The organism is Cysteiniphilum sp. JM-1 (assembly GCF_008711525.1).
In the GTDB taxonomy this organism is placed as follows: domain Bacteria; phylum Pseudomonadota; class Gammaproteobacteria; order Francisellales; family Francisellaceae; genus Caedibacter.
Genome location: NZ_VXKS01000004.1, coordinates 111,063 through 134,756 on the forward strand (window position 1 = coordinate 111,063; position 23,694 = coordinate 134,756).

Sequence of the window (23,694 nt, forward strand, 5' to 3'; positions counted from 1 at the left end):
GAATTACTCCAGCTCACTGTCATCTTCGTTATTTTGCTCACCCTGTTCTAGCGCGTCATCTGCTATTGTGGCGTCATTTGTTTCATTATTGAGCACTTCATCATCAAAATCTTCTTCAGACTCATCCTCGCCAACGACTTGTACTGAGACCAGTTTTTCATCTGACTTCAAGTTGATCAACTTAACACCTTGAGCTGAACGACCTGTTTCACGCACTTCACGTACACGTGTTCTAATGAGCACACCTTGATCGGTCATTAGCATAATGTCATCTGTTTCTTCAACAAGTCCTGCTGCAACCACAAGACCATTACGGTCAGATGTCGAGATTGAAATCACCCCCTGCGAACCACGCGCCGTCTTGCGATACTCAGCAACTGGGGTGCGTTTGCCATAACCATTTTCAGTTGCCGTTAACACCACACCGTGATCAGGCTCGGTAACAATCACGCCAACAATCGTTTGATCTTCTTGAATGCGCATGCCTCTGACACCGCGCGCGGTTCTACCCACAGCGCGCACGTCCTCTTCGTTAAAGCGAATGGCTTTACCGGCATTTGAGAACATCATAATCTCTTGCTGACCATTGGTTAAATGCACATGCAATAACTCATCACCCTCATCAAGGGTTAAGGCATAAATGCCGCCCTTGCGCGGACGCGAAAAGGCGGTTAGATCAACTTTTTTAACCGTTGCTTGCTTGGTTGCCATAAAGACATTCCAACCTTCAGTAAACTCGGATACCGCCAACATAGCCGTAATGCGCTCACCTTGTTCTAATGGAAACACATTATTAATTGGTCTGCCTTTGGCAGCACGCCCTGCTTGCGGGAATTCATAGACTTTGCTCCAGTATATTTTACCCAAGCTTGAAAAACACAACATCATGGCGTGTGTCGAGGCAATTTGCAGTTTATAAACAAAGTCCTCTTCCTTCATTTGCGTCGAGGATTTACCACGCCCACCACGTTTTTGCGCATTATAATCTTTCAATGGCTGCGCTTTGACATAACCATCATATGAAAGTGTAACCACCATCGATTCTTCAGTAATTAAATCTTCGTAACCTAAATCAAGCTGAGAGGCAATAATCTCTGAGCGACGCGCATCACCGAACTGTGCTTTCACCTCTTGCAGTTCTTCACAGATCACTTCAAGCAAGCGTTTAATATCTTTTAAAATCGCGATCAACTCTTCGATACGCAGAAGTAACGCTTTAAATTCATCAAGAATCTTATCCTGTTCTAAGCCTGTCAAGCGATGCAAGCGAAGCTCTAAAATCGCATCAACCTGCGCTTGTGACAGGAAATATTCATCATTGTGTAAACCGTAATGTGATGCCAAGCCATCAATGCGATAAAGTCCTTGATCAACCCCTTCAAGCATTTGTCCGACAAGTTTACCAGACCATGAACGAGCTAACAGTGCTTCTTTAGCTTCAGCTGGTGTTTTAGACGCTTTAATCAATGCGATCATTTCATCAATATTTGATAAGGCAATCGCTAAACCTTCTAAAAGATGCGCACGCTCGCGCGCTTTACGCAATTCAAAAATCGTGCGGCGCGTTACCACTTCTTTACGATGACGAATAAAGGCTTCAATCACTTCTTTTAAATTTAACAACTTCGGCTGACTGTCAACCAAAGCAACCATATTGACACCGAAGCTTAACTGCATTTGTGTTTGTGCATATAGGTTATTTAATAGCACTTCAGCCATTTCGCCACGCTTAACATCGACAACAATACGCATACCATCCTTATCGGACTCATCACGTAGCTCAGAAATACCTTCGATTTTTTTGTCTTTAACCAGTTCGGCAATTTTCTCAATTAAACGCGCTTTATTTACCTGATATGGGATTTCAGTAACAATAATCTGCTCTCGATCAGTTTTCTTATCGGTTTCAATCGATGCTTTAGCGCGCATAATAACACGCCCCCTGCCCGTCTTATACGCATCAACAATGCCGGCACGTCCATTGATATAAGCACCCGTTGGAAAATCAGGTCCTGGAATATACTCCATCAATTCTTCAATGCTTAACTCAGGGTTTTCAATGAGTGCAATCACACCATCAATGACTTCATTTAAATTGTGTGGCGGAATATTTGTTGCCATCCCCACCGCAATACCGGATGAACCGTTGACCAACAGGTTAGGTATACGCGTTGGTAACACATCCGGAATCATCTCGGTTTCGTCATAGTTTGGCGAGAAGTTAACCGTTTCTTTATCGATATCGATTAATAGTGAATGCGCCATCTTTGACATGCGCACTTCGGTGTAACGCATTGCCGCAGGTGAGTCGCCATCAACCGAACCAAAGTTACCCTGACCGTCAACTAGCATATAACGCAATGAAAACGGCTGCGCCATACGCACAATCGTGTCATAAACAGCCGTATCACCATGCGGATGATACTTACCAATCACGTCCCCAACAACACGTGCTGATTTCTTATAAGGCTTATTAAAGTCATTTCCTAATTCTTTCATCGCAAAAAGAACGCGTCGATGCACAGGCTTTAAGCCATCACGCACATCAGGAAGCGCACGTCCAACGATGACGCTCATTGCATAATCAAGATATGATTGCTTTAATTCCTGCTCGATATTAACCGGAAAAACTTCATTGGCAAATTGTGTGGTCATAAGGATATAAACGCTTCAAATATTCTAAAAACTGGCACGAATTATAACATACTCGCCACAGCACAGAAACAGGATTCTCCAGCATATGAAGTAAATATTTCTAAGTTTAAAAACGTCATGCTACAATGTTGTTTGCATAACAACACTCTCTACGCAATGGCAAGTAATATGAGCAGCAAAATAAATATGAAACCTGAAAACTACGTTTACTTTTTTGCCATTTTCCTCGTGGGCGTTTATGTCTGCGCTTATGATATGTATATCTCAGCGCTGCCATTGCTACAAAATGACTTTGCGGTGAATGTTGGACAAAGCCAGTTAACACTGACCTTATTTGTTATTGCAGGTGCGATCTTCGCGATTCCAGCGGGTCTTATCAGTGATCGTTTTGGACGCAAGAAAACACTGATTCTTTATTGTTTAATCGTCATTATTGGCAGCATTGTGTGCCTGTTATCGCAAAGCATCTTTGCCTTTTATATCGGGCGAATACTGCAAGGCATTGGCGCTTCTGGTTTGTATATTCTTGCCGTTGCTTTACCCAAGGATATGCTAACGGGTAATACCTATGTTAAGACCTGGCAGAGCTTAACACTTTTGTTTTATTTAGCGCCCTCACTTGCTGGCTTCATCGGTGGCTATATCGTCTATTACGGAGGTTGGGAATGGGTTTTTAATGGTGTTGTTTTGGTGGCACTGCTCGCTCTTATCTTGATTACTATTTACTTCAAAGAGATACCAACCGCAACCACTGGAGTCAAAACTTCAAGTCGCAAAAAATTCTTTAGCATTGCCAGCAACACGCAATTCTTAAGCTACTGCTATATCACGTCAGTGGCATGGGCGGGCATGTCGGTTTTTTACATCTGCACGCCTTATATTGTGATCACAACGCTTGGCTTTAATACAATTGTCTATGGTTGGTTATCCTTTTTATTGATCTTCTTTGGCGCCTTAGCACGTTGGATTAACATTCGCTGGCTTAATGGCTTGATAAGCTACGAGCAAAGCGCTTACAGCTTCTCTTTTGTTGCTGTATTGAGCGGCATATTATTTATCAGCGCTTATTTTCTACCGGCACATTACGCCATTTACTTGATTGGTCTAAGTGCGATTTTATTTGGCTTTTCCTCAGCACTTGTGAGCGTAAACACATCAACGATGGCGTTTTTGCTGATTGACAAGAACCATAGTGCTGTTGCTTCATCAATCTATGGACTCACCATTGATCTTATTGTCGCGTTATCGCTTATCTTTGCTAATTTAATGCGCGCTAACTTAATTCTCCTAGGTGCAATGATTGCTGTGTTTTACGTCATTGCTATTATGCTGCTGATGAAATTCAAAGAACCCACAGCTGCCAAAATTCGCGTTTAGTGATCTAGAACTTTCCATCTAAAGATAATTTACATACAATAAGCGCACTTTTCTAAGTTAATAAACACGGAATCATCTAATGTCTAAAATCCAAGCCGTGCGTGGCATGAATGATATTTTACCGAGCGATATTTACAAATGGCACTTTTTTGAAAACGCCATAAAACAAACCTTACACAACTATGGTTATCAGGAAATTCGCCTGCCTATCGTTGAAAAAAGTGAATTATTTCATCGTGGCGTTGGCGCAGGCACGGATATCGTTGAAAAAGAAACCTATGATTTTAACGATCGCAATGATGAAGCATTGACTTTAAGACCTGAAGGCACTGCAGGCTGCGTGCGTGCGATGATTGAACATGGGCTTTTACGTAATCAAATCCAAAAGGTGTGGTATACAGGTGCTATGTTTCGCTATGAGCGTCCGCAAAAAGGACGCTATCGCCAATTTTATCAACTGGGTGTTGAGGTATATGGCAATAGTCATATTGCTCAAGATGCTGAAGTGTTAAGCTTGTCATGGCAACTATGGCAAGCCTTGGGGCTTGATACACATGTTACACTTGAGCTTAACAACCTAGGCAGTGGTCAAAATCGTGCTGATTATGTCAATGCATTGGTTGATTATCTGACACCACTTAAAGATCAATTGGATGAAGACTCACAGCGTAGACTAGGTAAAAACCCACTGCGCATTCTTGATAGCAAAAATGAAAACACGCAACGACTGTTGGATAATGCACCTAACCTGCATGATTTTCTTGATCAAGATATTAAAAAAGACTTTGAAGCACTTACTAAGTATCTAAGTACACTAAACATCCCTTACAAAATCAACTCGCGATTGGTTCGTGGGATTGATTATTACTGTAATACCGTATTTGAATGGGTCACAGACAAGCTAGGCGCACAAGGCACCATTTGCGCTGGTGGACGCTATGATTCACTTGTTAGTGATTTGCAAGGTCCTGAAACACCTGCTGTTGGTTTTGCTATGGGCATTGAACGTATTATTTTGCTGTTAGAAACCCTTGATCTTATCCCCGAAGCTACACAAACTGCAGATATTTATGTAATCAGCGATGAGTCATCAATCTTTAAATCCATGCCAATGATCGAAACCCTACGTAAGTCCTTGCCTCACCTAACCATTGAACAAAACACCTCGCTAGGTAGCTTTAAATCACAATTTAAAAAGGCTGATAAGTCAGGGGCAGCATTAGCATTGGTAATCGCTGAAGATGAAGTTAATAACAACACCTGTGTAATCAAGTTCTTACGTGAAGATAAAGAACAAGTGACCATACCGCAAGCTGAACTGGCTTCGTACATTCAAAGCCATTACGCCTAGTATGATTATTTATATCGATGCCGATGCGTGCCCTAAAGCAGTCAAAGAAGTGCTTTATAAGGCAGCGCACCAACGCAAAGTTATGTGTATTTTTGTTGCCAACCAACCACTTACACACCCGCCATCGCCTTTTATCAAAATGCGCTGTGTCGATAAAGGCTTTGATGTTGCCGATAATTATATTGCTAACAAGGTTGAAACGTGTGACTTGGTGATTACCGCGGATATTCCACTGGCAAAAGAGGTTGCTGATCGTGATGCCGTGGTGATTACACCGCATGGCAAGCAATATACCAAGGCAAATATTTCGCAAACTTATGCCATGCGTAATTTTTTCACTGAACTACGAGATGCCGGATTAGTTGAGACAAAAACCAAGGCGTTCTCAAATAGCAATATCAATGCCTTTGCCAATGCTTTGGATCAGCTATTGACTAAACGCGGGTTTATCAAGCAATGAATTTATACGATATCCCTAAGCATGCTGAGCATGAATTGTTTGATATTATTCATGCAGTCAAAAATGCACAAAATCTCAAGATTGAACGGATTGTTTCCTACGGACAAATAACACCTAAAGACAAACCTTATATTCAAACACAAGATGAACTGGTATTTGTTTTGCAAGGTGAGGCGACACTGTTGATGGATGGTACAATCCACACACTCACTGCAGGCGAGAGCTTATTGATTCCTAGCAACACCATGCATTGGGTGACTTACACATCGCCTTCCCCTGCCACGATTTGGCTTGCGATTCACTTTGATACAGTCATTTAACCCAAAATGCATCATATCCTGCGCGTAATCGAAGGATATAATACTTCGTTTATCGTAACAAAGTATCGTTATTGCCAAAAACTTGTTTGTCTTAGTACTTTTGCCTCAGGTATACTGATGCAATTTATTTTCTTTTGACAAAAATTTATGAGCTTATCTTCAAGCATCTTACCTAAAAGCATTACCGAGGACTTTACCAAGGCGACCATTTCGCGTGCACATGCCTATTGCAATCAATACTCGATCAAATCATTGCAAGCAACATCCGATGATGGCATTAATTTTGTCATTAAGAGCGAGGTTTTTGGCTCTGGCAAAGAATCCTACTCCCAAAGCATTTTTGTCGATGTGAACTCACGAGCAAAAACACTCTTAAGCGTACTTGATGCTGAGTGTTCATGCCCTGTAGGCTACTTTTGCAAGCATATTTATGCCGTATTATTTATGTTTAATAAATCACTCGCTGAGCGTTTAACAGAATTCAATGCATACACTCCAATTGCAGCGACAAAATCTGTCAGCGCTCAACCGACAAAAAAAGCGAAAATCCCCGCATCTCATTTTGACAAAGCCGCCTTTGAGCGCCAATTTAATGACAATATACGCCTTGAGAAAAGCACACTATTATCCCAAGGCAAAGCACCTTCTAACTTGGTGATTGCCTATCAACTCGTCGCTTTTAAAGAAGGGCAGCAGCTTTCTTATAGGATAGAGGCAAGCTATGTGCGCATTCTAAAAAGTGGTGATGGCTATGGCAAACCACAAAGCGCCAACCTTACCAATATCGTTGCCGGTTATGCTAAATACCCAGACTGTGCCGACATCAAAGACCTTGAGATTTTTAAATACCTACAAGCACAAATCAATCGTTATGCGATACATTTACCGAGCTTAACAGGAGAGTACGGCGCGCAATTTTTAAAACTGCTTATTGCAACTGAACGTTTTTTTGTTGGCGACATCGTCATGGGCAAACATTGCACCTTAGCACCAGATGTCAAGCTTGATATTGATTGGAGTGAAGTCAACGGCACATTTCGCTTTAATGCGCAAATCAATAGCAAAACAAACACCAAAATCATACCGACAACACCTGCTTTTTACATTGATGGCAACAAAATGGGGCAGATCGTCAGTGACATTCCTGGCAATCAATTAGCACTTCTTAATACGCTTAAAGATATCTCAAAAGATGATATGTCATTTGTTCGTCACACCATTGAGAAATCGACACTTGGCAAGCAAATAAAATTCCCAAGCAAAGTCAAAAAGCTTAAAACTGAAAAAATCACGCCAAAAGCAATTGCCCATTTTAGCAAAGGATCATCAGTAAACTGGCCACATTATGGCTTCTTTGCTGATGTTAGCTTTGAATATGACGGCACACGCTTTGAGCCACATGAAAGTGGGACACACATTATTGAGCATAATGGTCGCTTGATTGAAAAAGACATAAAATTTGAAAAAGCTAAGCTTGAAACCTTAGGAGGATTTGGCTTTGTAAAATCAAGACGTGCTTACTTTGGCTATGGCAATCAAGCACACAAGCCATTTGGTGAAAGTTATATTTTAAACAGCAATCCTTATATTGAACCAGAAGAGCAATGGGAAGGCTTCTATGTTGAAGATCTTGAGGACTTCAAACTTTTAGGCTGGCAGGTTGAGTTTGATGATGACTTTGCACATCACTATATTGTTGCTGATGATATCGACATTGGCATCGAAGAAGGTGCGCAAAATGATTGGTTTAATGTACATCTGAGCGTTAATCACAACGGCAACACCATCGATCTACAGCCGCTGATTATGCAATATCTACAAAAAGGGCTTAACAAAGAAGAGCACGACCTTGTTGCCATTGTTGATAAGAATCACCGTTTGAAAATTGATTACAGTATTATTGAGCCGGTTATTAATTCATTGTTTGAATTAAATGATGAGCGTGGCGGCACACTAAAACTCTCAAAATACCAAATCGGTGCGCTGATGAGCCTTGAGGAGCAACTAGGCAAAAGTGGCGCGATTGATTATAGTAAAGCCAATGCTTTAAAGCGCTTTGTTGACTCACTGAAAGACACAACAAAATTACCACTACTAGATACACCAAAAGAAGTACAGGCAACTTTACGCGACTATCAGCGCTATGGCGTAAGCTGGATGGATTTCTTATCCAAACATGAAATGGGTGGTTTGTTAGCCGATGATATGGGACTTGGCAAAACCCTGCAAACGCTCACTTGGCTTCAGTTACAACACGATACTGATAAAGATTTTGGTACAAGCCTTATCATCGCGCCCACCTCGGTTGTCGGCAATTGGATTAGAGAAGCTGAGAAATTCACACCTAAGCTCACAATTTTGCTATTGCATGGCTCTGAACGTGCCGAGCATTATAATAACTTGCTTAACTACGATATCGTCGTCACAAGCTATCCACTTATTTTAAAAGACGAAGAAATTCATCGCCAAAATACCTATAGCGCACTGATTTTGGATGAGGCGCAAACGATTAAAAATGCTAAGACAAAGCAAGCGCAAAGCATTTTCACCCTTTCAGCTAAACATCGCTTTTGTTTAACAGGCACGCCACTTGAGAATCACCTCGGTGAATTATGGTCGCAATTCAACTTCTTAATGCCTGGTTTCTTGGGCAATGATAGCCAGTTTCGTAAACACTTTAAAAATCCAATTGAAAAACATCAAGACAGCGATCGTTTAAAAATACTGAAAAGTCGCATTGCACCCTTTATGCTTCGACGCACCAAAGCGCTAGTTGCTAAAGATTTGCCTGAAAAGACTGAGTCGATTGAAATTATTGAGCTGCCAAATACGCAAAAGCAACTATATGAAAGTGTGCGCATGACAATGGAGAAAAAAGTACGTGAGCTCTTGAAAAAACAAGGGCTTGCCAAGAGCCATATCCATATTCTTGATGCACTCTTAAAGCTACGTCAATCATGTTGTCATCCGCAATTGGTTAAGCTAGAGAGCGCCAAAAAAGTCCATGAATCGGCTAAGCTTGATTATTTACTAGAAATGCTGACCGAACTTGCTGCTGAAAAACGTAAAGTACTGGTGTTCTCACAATTTGTCGAAATGCTTGATTTAATTGCACTTGAACTTGGCAAACATAAGATCCAATATGTACAGTTAACCGGACAAACTAAAAATCGCCAGAAACTGATTGATGACTTTAGTGAAAACCCTGATATCACGGTTTTCTTAATCAGCCTAAAAGCCGGCGGCACGGGCTTAAATCTTGTTGCCGCTGATACGGTTATCCACTTTGATCCATGGTGGAATCCAGCCGTTGAAGCCCAAGCCACGGATCGAGCCTATCGTATTGGTCAAGATAAACCCGTCACAGTTTATAAACTCATTGCCAAAGACAGTGTTGAAGAAAAAATCTTAAAACTTCAGCAGAAAAAAGCGGATCTTGCCAGTGGGCTTTACAACAAAGATGGACAAGCTGATTTCAAACTCAGTGAAAATGATCTATTGAATTTATTTGAACCGATTGTTTAAGATAAGACTATTTACTTTGAGTGAACTCCGTTAAATATAGAAGTTTAGCTGCCGTTGATAACAACTTAAATAAGCTTTAGCACGCTCGAAATAAGGTCATCCTTTTGATGTGCCACATACGCTTGGCTTTCGCTTTTACCCCACACTACATCTGGCCAACAAAAATCATCTTTTTTGCGCCCGATTACGTGAATGTGCATCTGTGAGACGACATTGCCAATTGTCGCAACATTGACTTTATCAACGTGTAAATTCTCTTTGAGAAAACGGGATAATGTATTTATCAAGGCATTGAGTCTTAGCTGCATCTCCAGATCAAGCTCAAACCATTCAATGACGGACACTTTAGGTACGATGAGAAACCACGTTACTAGCGCGTTGTTTGATAATCGTAACTGAACATCGCCAAGATCTTTGATGAGGCTACTGGAATCAGCTAAACGTTTATCGAGCACAAAAGCTGTCATACATCTTCCTTACTTTGTCTAAGTCAGCTTGTGTGTCAATCCCAGGAGGCGTTGACGCCTTAGCTTCAGCAATTGCAATTTTTTGATTATGCCATAACACACGTAATTGCTCTAAAGACTCAATTTGCTCTAACGGACTTTTCTCCATCTGTGCATACACCTTTAGAAACCCTGCGCGATAAGCATATAAGCCAATATGACGATAATGATCTCCCATCTTAATCTCACCTTGGTCAAACACACCACGCTGCCATGGAATCGGCGCTCTTGAGAAATACAAAGCATATTGCTCACGATTAAAGACGACTTTTACGCAATTTGGATCATGCACTTCACTTTCATCAGTTATGCGCTCACACAAGGTTGCTATTACTGCTTGCGATCTATCCACCAACAAATCAGCAGCTTGAATCACATTTTCCATCGGAATTAATGGCTCATCCCCTTGAATGTTAACAACGATATCCTCATCAGCAATTGCTAATTTCTGCACGGCTTCAGCTAAGCGATCAGTGCCTGATTGATGATCTACTGCCGTCATGCATACTGTCGCACCAAAACCATGTGCTATGGTTTGAATTTCCTCACTATCCGTCGCAATCACCACTTGCTCAAAGCCACATTGTAATGCACGCTCATAAACATGCTCAATAATGGGTTTGCCTGCCAAATCAAGTAATAACTTATTGGCAAGGCGACTGGATTGCAAACGCGCTGGAATAATAATATGGCGCTTACTCATAGTGTTTGACTTCTTCAAGCGTTAGCTTCTTGGCTTCTTCCAATAGCATACGCGGCACGCCATCAATAATGGGGTATGCCAATTTATCCGCTTTACACACAAGCATCTTGTTTTGTTTGTCATATATCAATGATGATTGACACTCAGGACACACCAAAATACTTAATAAACCTTGATCCATTTGTTACGCCTTAATCACAAAAATAAATTCATTATCTATTTCAAGTTGCTCTAAGATAGCATAGCCATTGATCTTACACCAAGCAGGAATATCATGCTTGACACCCGGATCGGTACAAGTCACTTTTAACTGCTCACCGGCGGTCATCTTTTTTAATGCATTTTGTGTTTTAATCACAGGCATTGGACATAATAAACGACGCAGATCTAGCTCAACATTAACTTCCATCAGACATACCACGCTTGTTGTACTTCATCAACGGTAAAAGGCTTCACCGTATGCTCGCGTGCAACACCATCAGGATAAGCAAAACGCACAGTCACTTTTTCAGCCTCTCTACCTTGTGAAAAACGCGCAATAATTCTGGCGACAAACGCTTCATCTTGAGTGTCAAAATTGCCATCAATCAATGTAAGTGGTCCACCATGACTTTCAACGGTGATATGTGGAAATTGTCGCTTATAACCATTTAGAAAATTATTTTCACCTTCTTCGCGTGCAATAATCAATTTAAACTCAGGTTTAGGACGCAAGTGGCGACCAACTTTCAACAACATAATGTCATCAAAATCATAATCACGCTTGTCATTGCGACCTTTCCACAAATCAACCAACTTATCCGAGTATTGCTTATCGGTTAAAAAGCAGCACCCACCTGCAGGTGTTGCATAATCAACAAAACCATATGAACTGGCTAGTTCAAATTGTGGCGTGCGATTGCGTCCGTGAAAACCAAATAGTTTCTCACGATCAACCCAACCTTCGCGCTCAGGCTTGGTTTCAGGTAGATTTTTAGCGCATAATGGACGCAATAATAAATCATCAATACCTGATTGCTTTTGAATAACTGGCATGGTGTCTTTACGTTGCGACATCGGACGCTGACCAATGACCTCACCAGTAATAATGAAATCAAAACCATTTTCAAGCGCCCATTCTTTGGCTTTTTTAACCATAAAGATCTTACAATCCAAACACGGATTCATATTTGCACCATAGCCATACTTTGGATTTAAGAGCACATCTTTGTACTCTTCAATCACATCGATAATATGCAGTTTAATCCCAAGTTGCTCAGCAACCCATAAGGCATTATTGCGCTTTTCTTTGCTTTGATCTTTCTTACGAATGGCATGCGTATGTCCTTCGACACAAAACCCGGTGAAGAAGTTAATCCCTTCAACATGAATGCCTTGATCTGCAATCACCTTGGTTGCCAACATAGAATCTAAACCACCGGAAATAAGCGAAACCGCCTTATATTGCTTAGGTTTTTCTGAATGAGAATTATGTAATGATGTCATTTATTCTTTTGTGTCTACTTTAAAATTTGCGCACATTGTACGCGCTATAGACAATTTTTTCATTATTCAAATGAAACTTTCTATAACTTTCTGTCGAAGTATTTGTTTAAAAAGCTGCCTGAACCCACTGGATCTCATCTCCTGTGATACCGATGACATCAAAACGGCATTCGGCATGTTGGTAATGTCGATGTTGCTGCAGAAAAACTTGCGCTGTTTTACGCACTTTAATCTGTTTAGATTTGGTCACCATCTCGAGTGCCGAGCCAAACTGTGCTGATTTTCGTGCCTTAACCTCAACAAATATCAATACATCAGCAATTTGACCAATTAGATCGATCTCACCTAATGGCGTCAGAAAATTCTTAGCAATTAAGCTAAAACCTTGGGTCTCTAGAAACACTAAGGCTTTATTTTCCGCCTCACCACCAATGGCTCGGCTCATCTAAACAATACCATTATGACGCAGTAGCGCATCAACTGACGGTTTTTGTCCTTTAAATTTCTCAAATAGCTCTGCCGCTGGAGCTGAGCCGCCTTTTTCTAAGATAATGTGCATAAACTTCTGACCAATGGCTTTGTTTAATACTGTCTGACCCTGTTCAAATTCCGCAAAAGCATCACTGGATAGCACTTCCGCCCATTTGTAACTGTAATAGCCCGCCGCATAGCCTCCTGCAAAAATATGTGAGAAGCTATTTTCAAAGCGATTAAATGCAGGCACTTCTAACAATGCCGTTGATTGGCGCACATCCTCTATTATTTGATGAATATCTAAATCCTCAACACTACTTTGGTGTAGTTGCATATCAAACAGTGCAAACTCAAGCTGACGTAACATTGCTAAGCCCGATTGATACTGACGTGAGGCAACTAGCTTCTGAAATAGCTCTTTTGGTAAGCTTTTTTTAGTCTCAACATGCTGTGACAGCAATTGTAATCCTTCTTCACACCAACAGAAATTCTCCATAAACTGACTTGGTAACTCAACAGCATCCCACTCAACACCATTAATCCCTGAAACAGGCAAATACTCCACTTGCGTTAGAATGTGCTGCAAGGCATGCCCAAACTCATGAAATAAAGTCAATACATCATTATGCGTCAATAACGCATCAGCACCTTCATTGGCAGGCATAAAGTTACAGGTAACATACGCCACAGGCGTTTGCACTGAATGATCAAGACGCTTATAGCGCGTACGGCATTCATCCATCCACGCACCATCACGCTTATGTGCTCTTGCAAAGAAATCAACTAAAATTGCCCCACGAAGTTGCTTGTTTTCATCATAAAACTCATACAACTCTGTTTGCGGGTGATAGCGATCCCAATCATTACGCTTCTTCGCCGTGATACCATAAAGAGATGACAACACACTAAACAAACCTTTCATCACGTGATTCAAAGGAAAGTAAGGACGCAGCTCTTCAGAGGTAAAGTCATAACGTGCTTTTTTCATTTTATCTGAATAATATACGCTATCCCAAGGCTTAAGCTCATCATCCAATCCAGACTGTTTAGCAAATGCTTGAAGCTCTTGAAACTCTTTTTGTGCATGCGGTTTCGCCTTTTGTAGCAAATCTTGCATAAAGTGCATCACCTCATCAACTGAGGTTGCCATCTTCGTTGCCAGTGAGACTTCAGCATAGTTTTTAAATCCCAAAAGTTTAGCTTCTTCAGCCCTTAAGCGCATAATCTCTTGCATAACCTTGGTATTATCAAAGCTTTTATTGTCCGCTTCGCTTGAGGCGCGCGTGACATAGGCTTTATAGAAAGTCTCGCGCAGCTTGCGATTATCTGCTTGCTGCATCACGGAAATATAGGTTGGTGCGTCAAGACCCAAGACAAAACCATCCTTTTCTTCTGTTTGCGCCTTCAAACGTGCTTGCTCTTTAGCACTGTCTGATAAACCTTTTAATTCATCTTCATCTAATGTGTGATAATGCCACGCCATCGTCGCATCAAGCACATTATTCTCAAAATCACTTTGCAACTTGGCAAGCTTGGTAACGACTTGCTCAAACTTCTCGCGCTTATCACCCTCCAGATCCACTCCTGACAATTTAAAACTGCGAATAGCATCATTAATCGCCTTAATCTGTGCTTGATCCAAAGTTTTATCATGTTGCAAAATAATTTGATACGCCTTTAACATGCGTTCATCCTGCGCTGTTTGCGTTGAGTATTCTGAGATTTTCTCAACACAATGCTGATAGACTTCACGCAACTGCGGTGTATTTTTAACAGCATTTAAATGCCCCAAAGGACCAAAAGTTTTACTAAGCGCATCTTCGGCTTCTTCCAAAGGATAAATAAAATTATCCCATGTATAATTACTCTCTTTAAGTAATTGCTCTTTTAAATCACGGCAATACTGGATGCACTTTTCCACTTCATTTTTGGTGCTATTAATGTCTATTTGTGAAAATTTGGGTAAATCTAATGTAACTACATCGCTCATCTGTATGTTCCTTGGCATAAATTCTTCATTCTGCTAAGGCTTTATAATACACTTATTTCACTGCGAAAAAACACGAAAAAAGCACTAATAGACAATGCCTGCTGATCTTAACACTTATTTAACAGCTTTTGTGATGTTTATCATCCCAATGCTCTTTGCTATCACACTACATGAAGCAGCACACGCCTACATTGCCAAATTACGCGGCGACAAAACCGCCTATCTTATGGGGCGAGTGACTTTAAACCCGATTAAGCATATCGATATTCTCGGCACGATCATTCTACCAACTGCAATGTTTCTATTAGGCACAGGGTTCTTGTTTGGTTGGGCAAAGCCTGTGCCTGTTAATTTTAATAACCTCAAAAAGCCGCGACAAGATATGATTCTTGTCGCAATTGCTGGACCTTTAGCCAACTTCATTATGGCAATTATCTGGTTTTTGCTGTGGAAATTTGTGCCTAACTTTGGCTTCCATCAGATGGCACAATTTGGCGTAATGCTAAATTTAATGTTAATGGTATTTAATTTACTACCCATTCCACCGCTTGATGGCAGTCGTGTTATTAGCGCATTATTGCCTTATAAAGCAGCCTTACAATATAACCGTTTAGAACGCTGGGGATTTTTGATCGTATTATTATTGCTATTTATTCCTTTTGGGCAATCAAATTTACTGGCAAGCATCTTGTTACCACTAATCAATAAACTCTCTTTACTCATTCAATTTATCTTTTAATTTCAAGGTCAAACAATGCAATTAGAATATGAAAAACCAGACACCCTCATTTTTGTTAAACATTATAAGTCTGGCGAGCTGACACTCTCACAACAAACATTTTCTCACAGCGTGATTATCACACCTGAAAAAATTATTAATAATAATTGGGATGTCAAATCCATTGACGCGCTTAATCTTGATGCTATTGAAGCCCTTATCGAACTTGATGCTCATATTTACCTTCTTGGCACCGGTGAAACATCATTGATTCCACCGCAAGAAATCATCATTGCTTTTGCCCGCCTAGGAAAATCCATCGACTTTATGGACTCAGCTGCCGCATGCCGCACTTTTAATATTTTGGCAAATGAAGGACGACGCGTTGCCGCTGCCATCATCGTTTAAAGCCGTAACACTCGGCATAAATCAATTTTTCGTCATTTTTTATTAAATTTTCTCTAACCTCCTTGATATCTTTTTGCTATACGCTAGGATTAGGTCTATAGTAATCAGTGATTCTTATAGGTTCATACAACAGAAGGAAGACAACGATGAGAAAAATCACACTACTTGGCATTGTTTCTAGTGCCGCATTATTATCTGCTTGCGCTACATCACCTAAAGCGCCAGCACCACAAAATACAGATGCATCTGTTACAGCAATGTCAACACCAGCGTCAGTCAACTCAACACAAACAACAAGCAATAGCTCATTACCAAGCTCAACGGTTAAACTAAGCGCCAAAGATGGTCGCTTGGTTGCAAAAATTTATACTGACTGGAATGGCGCCAAACAAGGCGATCTAAAACTTCACTGGGTTGCACCTAGCCAATCACACTGCATGAGCACAACCTTTCCAATCATGAAATACAAAGAAGCCAGTGATTACTCTTGGGCTTACCGCACACTTGAGCATCAAAGTGCTAATGGCGCAATCGCATGCCCAGGCGTATGGAAAGCTGAAGTAGTTTACACTCCAACCAAAGCAGTTGTTGGTCAAGCGGAGCTTAACGTTTCTCAATAGAGTGCAGCAGCGCCTCAGCAGTAACTTTCCTATCCATTAATACTTTTTCAACTCGATTAAGACTAATATTCACCTTACCCTGAGCGTAAGTCAAAGCGATGCACTGAGTATCAGTCGAAGTGGGTACGCTTGGGAAAATCACACTTCATAGAGGCTTCGACTTGCGCTCAGCCAACGCTTACACAATTAAAGCGGGCAGGAATATGGTCATAGCCTTAAATTCTACAAAAAATTCAATCTGACCTTGCTACTGCTTCTCTCAAAACTTAAGCACAGCGGTGTATTTTCATCTAATTGTTGATGGAAATAATATATATCTTGGACATTTTTCTTTTTGCATTCGCCACTTTCAGTTACTTCAAAAACATAACGATTTAACCCATTGGCAATCCCTTGACCCGTCAGTTTAAGGCTTGCCTCTTTATATGCCCATAACCAATAAAACACGTCTCGCTGCGCACTGTCGCCCTTCTTAGCAGCAATCAAATCATACTCGCTCTTTGCAAAATACTGTTTTGCTATCGCTAACACATCGACTTTTTCTTTTTTGGTCTGTACATCGATACCAACACGCTGTCCTTTGCCAATTGCAATAACAACATAATCACGCGTATGACTGATATTAAAATCAATCATACTATTAACGAGAAACGGTCGACCATTGCTCGTCTTTGAAAACTGTAGGTTAGTGATGGCAACCCCTGAGCGTTCACTTAATAACTTATAGCGCAACCACTGTGATGCGATATATTCAACACGCTTGCGCTCCAATTTCAAATCGCTGGCATAATCTCTCACTTCAAGTGGTAATGTATTAAGCGCTTCCAACGCATTAAAGTTGTTTAAATTTAGAACATATATATCAATCATCATTATAGACTTATTGAGCAGATTCATTTTAGCTTCATAGTTAAATTAGAAATTTAAACGTAAACTTACAGAAATGAAAGCATTTCAAGCACTTGAGGCACCTTATATTAATCCTTGGGAATGTTAGTATTTAATTAAACGCGACTATTCAACTGCATGCTTGCATTATATAATTGGCATAGTTTACTTAATTGGAGACCGACCATGAAACAAAAACTCCGTTATATTGCTGATGCTATCTTCTTTCTTGCTTGCATTACCTTTATTGCCTCACTTACCTCTATTTTCTATTTCAATAACTTTAGCATTATCGTTAAAGGGCACGTTGTTTACTGGGTTTATGCGGCTCCTTTAGCAATGGTTTTATACACTTTTTTACGCAATCAATTCTTAACAGATAAACCAAATAAAACAAATTCCGAAAATCCGCTTGAACCGACTCAAAAAACGAGCTAACGTAACCCCACACATTGCTTTTCACAAGATTCTAATATGAGAGTATCGCAAACTTTACTTGCCACTGAAAAAGAAACGCCAAAAGACGCTGAATTAATCAGTCATCAATATATGTTACGTGCCGGCTTAATTCGCAAACTTGCCTCAGGTATTTATCAATGGCTACCTACGGGGATGAAAGTGCTACAAAAAGTGCAAACAATCGTCCGTGAGGAGATGGATAACGCAGGCGCCTGTGAGATTCTAATGCCTAGCATATTGCCTGCTGAGCTACTCCAAGAAACGCATCGTTGGCAAAAATTCGGTCCTGAGCTTCTAAAAATGCAAGATCGCCATGAACGTGATTTTTGCTATGGACCAACACATGAAGAGTCGATTGTTGACATTGCACGCAAAGAAATTAAAAGCTATAAACAATTACCACTTAACCTATATCAAATCCAAACAAAATTCCGTGATGAGATACGTCCACGCTTTGGCGTGATGCGCGCACGTGAATTTATTATGAAAGATGCTTATTCATTTCACAGCAATTATGATTGCTTAGAAGACACCTATCAGAAAATGCATCAAGCATATTGCAATATCCTAACGCGTATGGGGCTTAAGTTTCGTGTCGTTAATGCTGATGCTGGTGCCATTGGTGGCAGCAAAACGCATGAGTTTCAGGTACTTGCTGCAGCGGGCGAAGATATTGTTTGCTACAGCAATCAAAGTGATTATGCTGCCAATATTGAGATGGCAGAGTATTTAAAACCAGATCTTACGACACGCAAGTCTCCTTTTCAATCACTTGAAAAAACAGCAACACCTAACTTAAAAACCATTAGCGATATTTGTCAAAAGTTTGACTTGTTACCTGAAAACACGATCAAAACCATTATTATCAAGGATAGTGATAATACACTCTTTGCCTTAGTGCTACGTGGGGATCATGAGTTAAATGAGATCAAAATCGATAAGTTACCTCAAATCAATGCACCTTTTACTTTTGCCACGGAAGCCGAAATACAACAAGCATTTAATGCCAACATTGGCTCTTTAGGTCCTGTTAATTCACCGATTAAAGTGATTGCTGATCATAGTGCTGTCATGTTACACGACTTTGTATGTGGAGCTAATGAAGATGATTTTCACTTCTTTGGTGCAAACTGGGATCGCGATATTAAAAGCTATGATGTTGCTGATCTTCGCAATGTGGTTGTCGGCGATATATCTCCTGATGGCAAGGGCACACTTGAGCTTACCAGCGGCATTGAAGTTGGGCATATTTTCCAACTGGGTGACAACTACTCCAAAGCGATGAACGCTAATATTCTTGATGAAAATGGCAAGAAGCAGGATCTTATCATGGGCTGCTATGGTTTTGGTGTCACACGGATTATTGCGGCGGCAATCGAGCAATCACATGATGATAACGGTATTATTTGGCCAAGTGAGATCGCACCGTATGATATCTCGATCATTCCAATGAACATGCATAAATCAACTAAAGTCTTCGAGGTTGCCAATAAACTTTATAATGACCTTAGAGCTGCCGGCTTTGATGTTTTATTTGATGATCGCAAAGAACGCCCTGGTATTATGTTTGCTGATGCGGATTTAATTGGCGCACCACATCAGCTTATTATTGGTGAGCGTGGACTAGAGAGTGACATCATCGAATACAAATGTCGTAAAACACAACAAAAATCTGAGATCCCTTATACCATTGACGCTGTTTTGCAAAAGGTCTGTGCTAAGCAAACTGGCAAAGCAACATTAAATCCATGTCACTAGGTTGATGTTTTACCCTATCCTCACTTACAATAACATGCATTGAAAATGCTTTATTATTTGATTTTATTATGTCAAACAACCATCCTTTTGCTCAAGATGCACTAAAAACAATCAATCTAGAAATTGAAACACTTGAGCAGCTTAAAAAGCATATTGGCGACAATTTCATCGCTGCTTGTGAGTTGATTCTCAAATGCCAAGGGCGCGTGATTATCATCGGTATGGGCAAATCAGGGCATATCGCCTCAAAGATTGCTGCGACTCTTGCTAGCACGGGAACACCTGCATTCTTCGTCCATCCAGCTGAAGCAGGACACGGCGATTTTGGCATGATTACGCGTCAAGATGTAGTCATTGCCATCTCAAATTCTGGCTCAACGCCTGAGTTAACGTCATTAATTCCAATGATCAAACGCCTTGATATCCCACTTATTGCCATATCTAGCAAACCGCAGTCAGCATTGGCGCAAGCTGCGGATATTTCACTGAATCTTGGGGTTGAAAAAGAAGCTTGTCCGCACAATTTAGCACCAACATCAAGCACAACAGCAACATTGGTATTGGGTGATGCCTTAGCGATTGCACTATTAAATGCTAAAAACTTTAGTGCGGAAGATTTCGCCAACTCACACCCAAGTGGTGCTTTGGGTAAACGCTTACTGTTAAAAGTATCTGATCTTATGAAAAGCGGTGCATCGCTGCCGATTGTAACCTCTCAAAGTACATTAGAAGATGCGATTTTAGAGATCAGCTCTAAAGGCTTAGGAATGACACTTATATCTGATGATAACAAAACACTCAATGGTATTTTCACCGACGGTGATTTGCGTAGAATCTTCCAGCAATCGATTTATCAAAAAGGGCTTAACATTGCAGAAGTTATGGGCAAAAGACCAAAGACAATTATCGAAGATGCAATGGCAATTGAAGCATTAAGCCTTATGAATCAATTGAAAATTACCACATTGGCAGTTTTAAATCATCAAAATGAAATTGCTGGCATCATCCACATGCATGATTTAGTGCGCGAGGGTATCGCTTAAGTAGCTAACTTTAATTACTCCTCACCCGCACAGTCTGCGCTGCACGACCGCTCCCGCATGGGGCGAGGTAATCGTTGCTGAAACTTTTTTCATTATGACTAACTTGAGAAATCCAATACAAAAATATCATACTTTTTGATTTTAGCTTTCAAAGTCGCAGGACTTATGCCCAATACTTCAGCAGTATTACTTAAATGAAATCCTGTATACGCTAAAGTTGCCTCAATTAAACCACGCTCAATTTCCTCAGTGACTAAGCTTAACATAAAGCGCGGTTCATCTTGCGGATTACGTCTTGCTTCTTCATAGCGCATTTCAGCAATGGCATAAATAAATCTTTCTATATTGCTACTCATGATGAATATCCTTATCTAACTCTTTAATTTTCTTGTACTGTTAAGGATAGAAGTAAATTTAAAGCTTGCATAAAGAGATCTACACTTTGATGCTTACGTTTTCGCTGAAATCACTGTAATCAAATTGCCATGTTTTAATGTCGCATAAACGCACAGCTTTGCTATCATAGCTCGTGTTTGAATTAAAATTAGCGGCTTCACAATGCACTTAGAAAGAAAACAAAATGCTTTTGAACTCCATACAAACTACACTCCCGCAGGAGACCAACCAACCGCAATTGCATCCTTAACGCAAGGTTTAAAAGAAGGTTTAAGACACCAAACATTACTTGGCGTCACCGGCTCAGGGAAAACCTATACAGTGGCTAATGTTATTCAGAATGTTCAACGCCCTACGTTGATTCTTGCACATAACAAAACACTTGCCGCACAATTATATGCCGAAATGAAACAATTTTTTCCAAAAAATGCCGTGGAATATTTTGTATCGTATTATGATTATTACCAACCAGAAGCTTATGTTGCTGCATCAGATACTTATATCGAAAAAGATTCATCGATTAATGAACATGTTGAACAAATGCGTTTATCTGCAACCAAAGCGATTTTAGAACGCCAAGATGTAATCATTGTTGCCACCGTATCAGCGATCTATGGCTTGGGTGACCCTGAACAATATATGCAAATGCTACTACACCTTAAAGTCGGTGAACAAATCGATCAACGCAGTATTTTAAGGCGCTTAAGTGACATGCAGTATCATCGCAATGATATGGATTTCTCACGCGGAACCTATCGTGTGCGTGGCGAGGTTATTGATATATTCCCTGCAGACTCAGATAAAGACGCGGTGAGAATTGAGCTATTTGATGATGAAATCGAAAGCATTAAACTCATTGATCCACTTACTGGCAAAATTACAGCGAATACCTATCGCGCGACAATATTCCCAAGTACGCATTATGTCAGCTCAAAAGAACGCCAAAAAACCATGGTTGAGGAAATCAAAGATGAGCTACGTGAGCGTGTTGCGTATTTTCAAAAGGAAAACCGCCTGATTGAAGCCCAGCGTATTGAACAGCGCACACTATATGATATTGAGATGATTAATGAATTAGGTTATTGCACAGGCATTGAGAATTATTCACGTCTTTTGTCAGCTCGTGCGCCTGGCGAGCCACCGCCAACATTACTGGATTATTTACCGCAAAATGCATTTATTGTGATCGATGAGTCACACGTTACCATCCCGCAATTTGGCGGCATGTATAAAGGAGATCGCTCACGCAAAGAGAATCTTGTTAATTATGGTTTTCGCCTGCCTTCAGCTCTAGATAATCGCCCGCTTAAATTCCATGAATTTGAAGCATTAGTTACCCAAGCAATTTATGTCTCAGCCACACCCGCTGATTATGAGAAAGAGCATCAACAAAATGTAGCTGAACAAGTCGTACGCCCAACAGGATTACTTGACCCCTTAGTTGAAGTAAGATCTGTGAGCATTCAAGTGGAAGATGCATTATCTGAGATAAACAAAGCGGTACAAAAAGATGAGCGCATTCTTATAACAACCCTTACTAAGCGTATGGCTGAGGATCTCACAGATTACTTATCTGAACATGGGGGCAATGTCCGTTATCTTCATGCTGATGTCGACACCGTTGAACGTGTTGAGATTATTCGCGATCTACGCATTGGCGTCTTTGATGTACTGGTTGGCATCAATCTATTACGTGAAGGCTTGGATATGCCTGAAGTCAGCACGGTTTTAATCTTTGATGCGGATAAAGAAGGTTTCTTAAGATCCGAGAGATCATTGATCCAGACTATTGGCCGCGCTGCACGGCACATTAATGGTAAAGCTATTTTATATGCTGAGGTAATTACCGGATCAATGCAGCGTGCGATGGATGAAACATTGCGGCGACGCAACAAACAACAGCAGTTTAATACTGATCACGGTATTACGCCGACATCCATTAAAAAGAAGGTTGGTGACTTATTAGAATTATCACCTGAATTTAGTAAAAAGGCGGCAAAGAACAATGCTCGTAAAAAGGTGAGAGATATTGCAGTTGATGAAGTTCTCGGCGTTAAAGAAGCCATAATATTGGTTAAAAAACTCGAAAAGTCGATGAAAGAACATGCGCGCAATCTCGAGTTTGAAGAAGCTGGACACGTGCGTGACCAGATCAAAACCATCAAAGAAAAGTATTTATTATAGCCAGTTAATGACTTTATAATTGACTTAAATAGCGTATTTTTTACAAAGATTGAGAAAAAATCTACTTGTCGATGGTTAATATCTCACATTTTCATGCTACAATCTCTGCACTTTAATAGCTACCATGGTGTAAGATGCGATTTTTACTATGTTTTGCAACATTCGCGGCAATGCTCTATAACAGCAGCTATGCAGCAGAACGAATAATCACTGAAATGAATATTCCAGCAACGCTATCTTTTATTCCACAAATTGTGCAAGAACATCCGATCATTGCACTTGTTATTGCACTTATTGTGGTTGCTTACCTTATCTTACGCATTCGCAGGTTTCTTAGAAGCAAATAGCCCTGTCAAAGAACTAGACTTTTCCTT

Annotated in this window: 23 protein-coding genes; 13 read left to right on the forward strand and 10 right to left on the reverse strand. The window is 40.5% G+C overall.

Annotated features, from left to right (window positions below; translation table 11 throughout):
• Positions 1-3 precede the first annotated feature (3 nt).
• Positions 4-2,655 (reverse strand): DNA gyrase subunit A, encoded by a 2,652-nt coding sequence (gene gyrA / locus F3D68_RS02830; protein ID WP_151192975.1) that lies wholly within the window; start codon positions 2,653-2,655, stop codon positions 4-6.
• Between the two features lie 168 nt (positions 2,656-2,823).
• Here gyrA and F3D68_RS02835 point away from each other — a divergent pair, with 168 nt between their 5' ends.
• From F3D68_RS02835 to F3D68_RS02855, 5 genes are all read left to right on the forward strand, one after another.
• Positions 2,824-4,032, forward strand: coding sequence for an MFS transporter (locus tag F3D68_RS02835; RefSeq protein WP_191092678.1), 1,209 nt, complete (start codon positions 2,824-2,826; stop codon positions 4,030-4,032).
• A gap of 79 nt (positions 4,033-4,111) precedes the next feature.
• Complete coding sequence (gene hisS, locus F3D68_RS02840) at positions 4,112-5,383, forward strand: histidine--tRNA ligase (RefSeq protein ID WP_151192977.1); 1,272 nt, start codon at positions 4,112-4,114, stop codon at positions 5,381-5,383.
• A gap of 1 nt (position 5,384) precedes the next feature.
• Complete coding sequence (locus F3D68_RS02845; RefSeq protein ID WP_151192978.1) at positions 5,385-5,843, forward strand: YaiI/YqxD family protein; 459 nt, start codon at positions 5,385-5,387, stop codon at positions 5,841-5,843.
• On the forward strand, positions 5,840-6,163 hold the full coding sequence (locus tag F3D68_RS02850; RefSeq protein ID WP_151192979.1) for a cupin domain-containing protein: 324 nt from the start codon (positions 5,840-5,842) through the stop codon (positions 6,161-6,163). The genes F3D68_RS02845 and F3D68_RS02850 overlap by 4 nt, the downstream gene beginning before the upstream one ends.
• 147 nt (positions 6,164-6,310) lie before the next feature.
• Positions 6,311-9,688, forward strand: coding sequence for a DEAD/DEAH box helicase (locus tag F3D68_RS02855; RefSeq protein WP_151192980.1), 3,378 nt, complete (start codon positions 6,311-6,313; stop codon positions 9,686-9,688).
• A 65-nt stretch (positions 9,689-9,753) separates the two neighbouring features.
• Here the strand turns inward: F3D68_RS02855 and F3D68_RS02860 are convergent, their stop codons facing one another.
• The 7 genes from F3D68_RS02860 to F3D68_RS02890 all read right to left on the reverse strand — a co-directional run bounded on the left by F3D68_RS02860 (position 9,754) and on the right by F3D68_RS02890 (position 14,846).
• Positions 9,754-10,155 carry an HIT family protein gene (locus F3D68_RS02860; RefSeq protein ID WP_151192981.1) on the reverse strand — a complete coding sequence of 134 codons (402 nt, stop codon included), beginning with the start codon at positions 10,153-10,155 and terminating at the stop codon, positions 9,754-9,756.
• Positions 10,133-10,897 carry a 3-deoxy-manno-octulosonate cytidylyltransferase gene (gene kdsB / locus F3D68_RS02865; protein ID WP_151192982.1) on the reverse strand — a complete coding sequence of 255 codons (765 nt, stop codon included), beginning with the start codon at positions 10,895-10,897 and terminating at the stop codon, positions 10,133-10,135. The genes F3D68_RS02860 and kdsB overlap by 23 nt, the downstream gene beginning before the upstream one ends.
• Entirely contained in the window at positions 10,890-11,078 is a 189-nt protein-coding gene (locus tag F3D68_RS02870) for a Trm112 family protein (RefSeq protein ID WP_117001503.1), read from the reverse strand. The genes kdsB and F3D68_RS02870 overlap by 8 nt, the downstream gene beginning before the upstream one ends.
• A 3-nt stretch (positions 11,079-11,081) precedes the next feature.
• Entirely contained in the window at positions 11,082-11,306 is a 225-nt protein-coding gene (locus tag F3D68_RS02875; protein WP_117001504.1) for a sulfurtransferase TusA family protein, read from the reverse strand.
• Positions 11,306-12,382: a tRNA (5-methylaminomethyl-2-thiouridylate)-methyltransferase gene (locus F3D68_RS02880; protein WP_151192983.1), complete on the reverse strand. Its 1,077-nt coding sequence runs from the start codon at positions 12,380-12,382 to the stop codon at positions 11,306-11,308. The genes F3D68_RS02875 and F3D68_RS02880 overlap by 1 nt, the downstream gene beginning before the upstream one ends.
• 106 nt (positions 12,383-12,488) lie before the next feature.
• Positions 12,489-12,827 carry a YraN family protein gene (locus tag F3D68_RS02885; RefSeq protein ID WP_151192984.1) on the reverse strand — a complete coding sequence of 113 codons (339 nt, stop codon included), beginning with the start codon at positions 12,825-12,827 and terminating at the stop codon, positions 12,489-12,491.
• Positions 12,828-14,846, reverse strand: a complete 2,019-nt coding sequence (locus F3D68_RS02890) for a M3 family metallopeptidase (protein WP_151192985.1) — start codon at positions 14,844-14,846, stop codon at positions 12,828-12,830.
• Between the two features lie 94 nt (positions 14,847-14,940).
• Here F3D68_RS02890 and F3D68_RS02895 point away from each other — a divergent pair, with 94 nt between their 5' ends.
• From F3D68_RS02895 to F3D68_RS02905, 3 genes are all read left to right on the forward strand, one after another.
• Positions 14,941-15,585: a site-2 protease family protein gene (locus F3D68_RS02895; RefSeq protein WP_151192986.1), complete on the forward strand. Its 645-nt coding sequence runs from the start codon at positions 14,941-14,943 to the stop codon at positions 15,583-15,585.
• A 15-nt stretch (positions 15,586-15,600) separates the two neighbouring features.
• Positions 15,601-15,972: an Mth938-like domain-containing protein gene (locus F3D68_RS02900; protein ID WP_151192987.1), complete on the forward strand. Its 372-nt coding sequence runs from the start codon at positions 15,601-15,603 to the stop codon at positions 15,970-15,972.
• 146 nt (positions 15,973-16,118) lie between these two features.
• A complete protein-coding gene (locus F3D68_RS02905) occupies positions 16,119-16,592 on the forward strand; it encodes a TUL4 family lipoprotein (RefSeq protein ID WP_151192988.1) in 474 nt (157 codons plus the stop codon).
• Between the two features lie 222 nt (positions 16,593-16,814).
• Here F3D68_RS02905 and F3D68_RS02910 read toward each other — a convergent pair whose 3' ends face one another.
• Complete coding sequence (locus F3D68_RS02910) at positions 16,815-17,465, reverse strand: 4'-phosphopantetheinyl transferase family protein (protein ID WP_191092679.1); 651 nt, start codon at positions 17,463-17,465, stop codon at positions 16,815-16,817.
• A gap of 201 nt (positions 17,466-17,666) precedes the next feature.
• On the opposite strand from F3D68_RS02910, the gene F3D68_RS02915 reads away from it, so the two are divergent.
• The 3 genes from F3D68_RS02915 (at position 17,667) to F3D68_RS02925 (ending at position 20,740) form a co-directional block, all read left to right on the forward strand.
• A complete protein-coding gene (locus F3D68_RS02915) occupies positions 17,667-17,918 on the forward strand; it encodes a hypothetical protein (RefSeq protein ID WP_151192990.1) in 252 nt (83 codons plus the stop codon).
• 36 nt (positions 17,919-17,954) lie between these two features.
• Positions 17,955-19,697: a proline--tRNA ligase gene (locus tag F3D68_RS02920; RefSeq protein WP_151192991.1), complete on the forward strand. Its 1,743-nt coding sequence runs from the start codon at positions 17,955-17,957 to the stop codon at positions 19,695-19,697.
• 68 nt (positions 19,698-19,765) lie between these two features.
• A complete protein-coding gene (locus F3D68_RS02925; RefSeq protein ID WP_151192992.1) occupies positions 19,766-20,740 on the forward strand; it encodes an SIS domain-containing protein in 975 nt (324 codons plus the stop codon).
• A 98-nt stretch (positions 20,741-20,838) separates the two neighbouring features.
• On the opposite strand, the gene F3D68_RS02930 is transcribed toward F3D68_RS02925, so the two are convergent.
• On the reverse strand, positions 20,839-21,096 hold the full coding sequence (locus F3D68_RS02930; protein ID WP_117001517.1) for a helix-turn-helix domain-containing protein: 258 nt from the start codon (positions 21,094-21,096) through the stop codon (positions 20,839-20,841).
• Between the two features lie 202 nt (positions 21,097-21,298).
• On the opposite strand from F3D68_RS02930, the gene uvrB reads away from it, so the two are divergent.
• Positions 21,299-23,320, forward strand: coding sequence for an excinuclease ABC subunit UvrB (gene uvrB, locus F3D68_RS02935; RefSeq protein WP_151192993.1), 2,022 nt, complete (start codon positions 21,299-21,301; stop codon positions 23,318-23,320).
• 134 nt (positions 23,321-23,454) lie between these two features.
• Positions 23,455-23,667 carry a hypothetical protein gene (locus F3D68_RS02940; protein ID WP_151192994.1) on the forward strand — a complete coding sequence of 71 codons (213 nt, stop codon included), beginning with the start codon at positions 23,455-23,457 and terminating at the stop codon, positions 23,665-23,667.
• Positions 23,668-23,694: the final 27 nt, after the last annotated feature.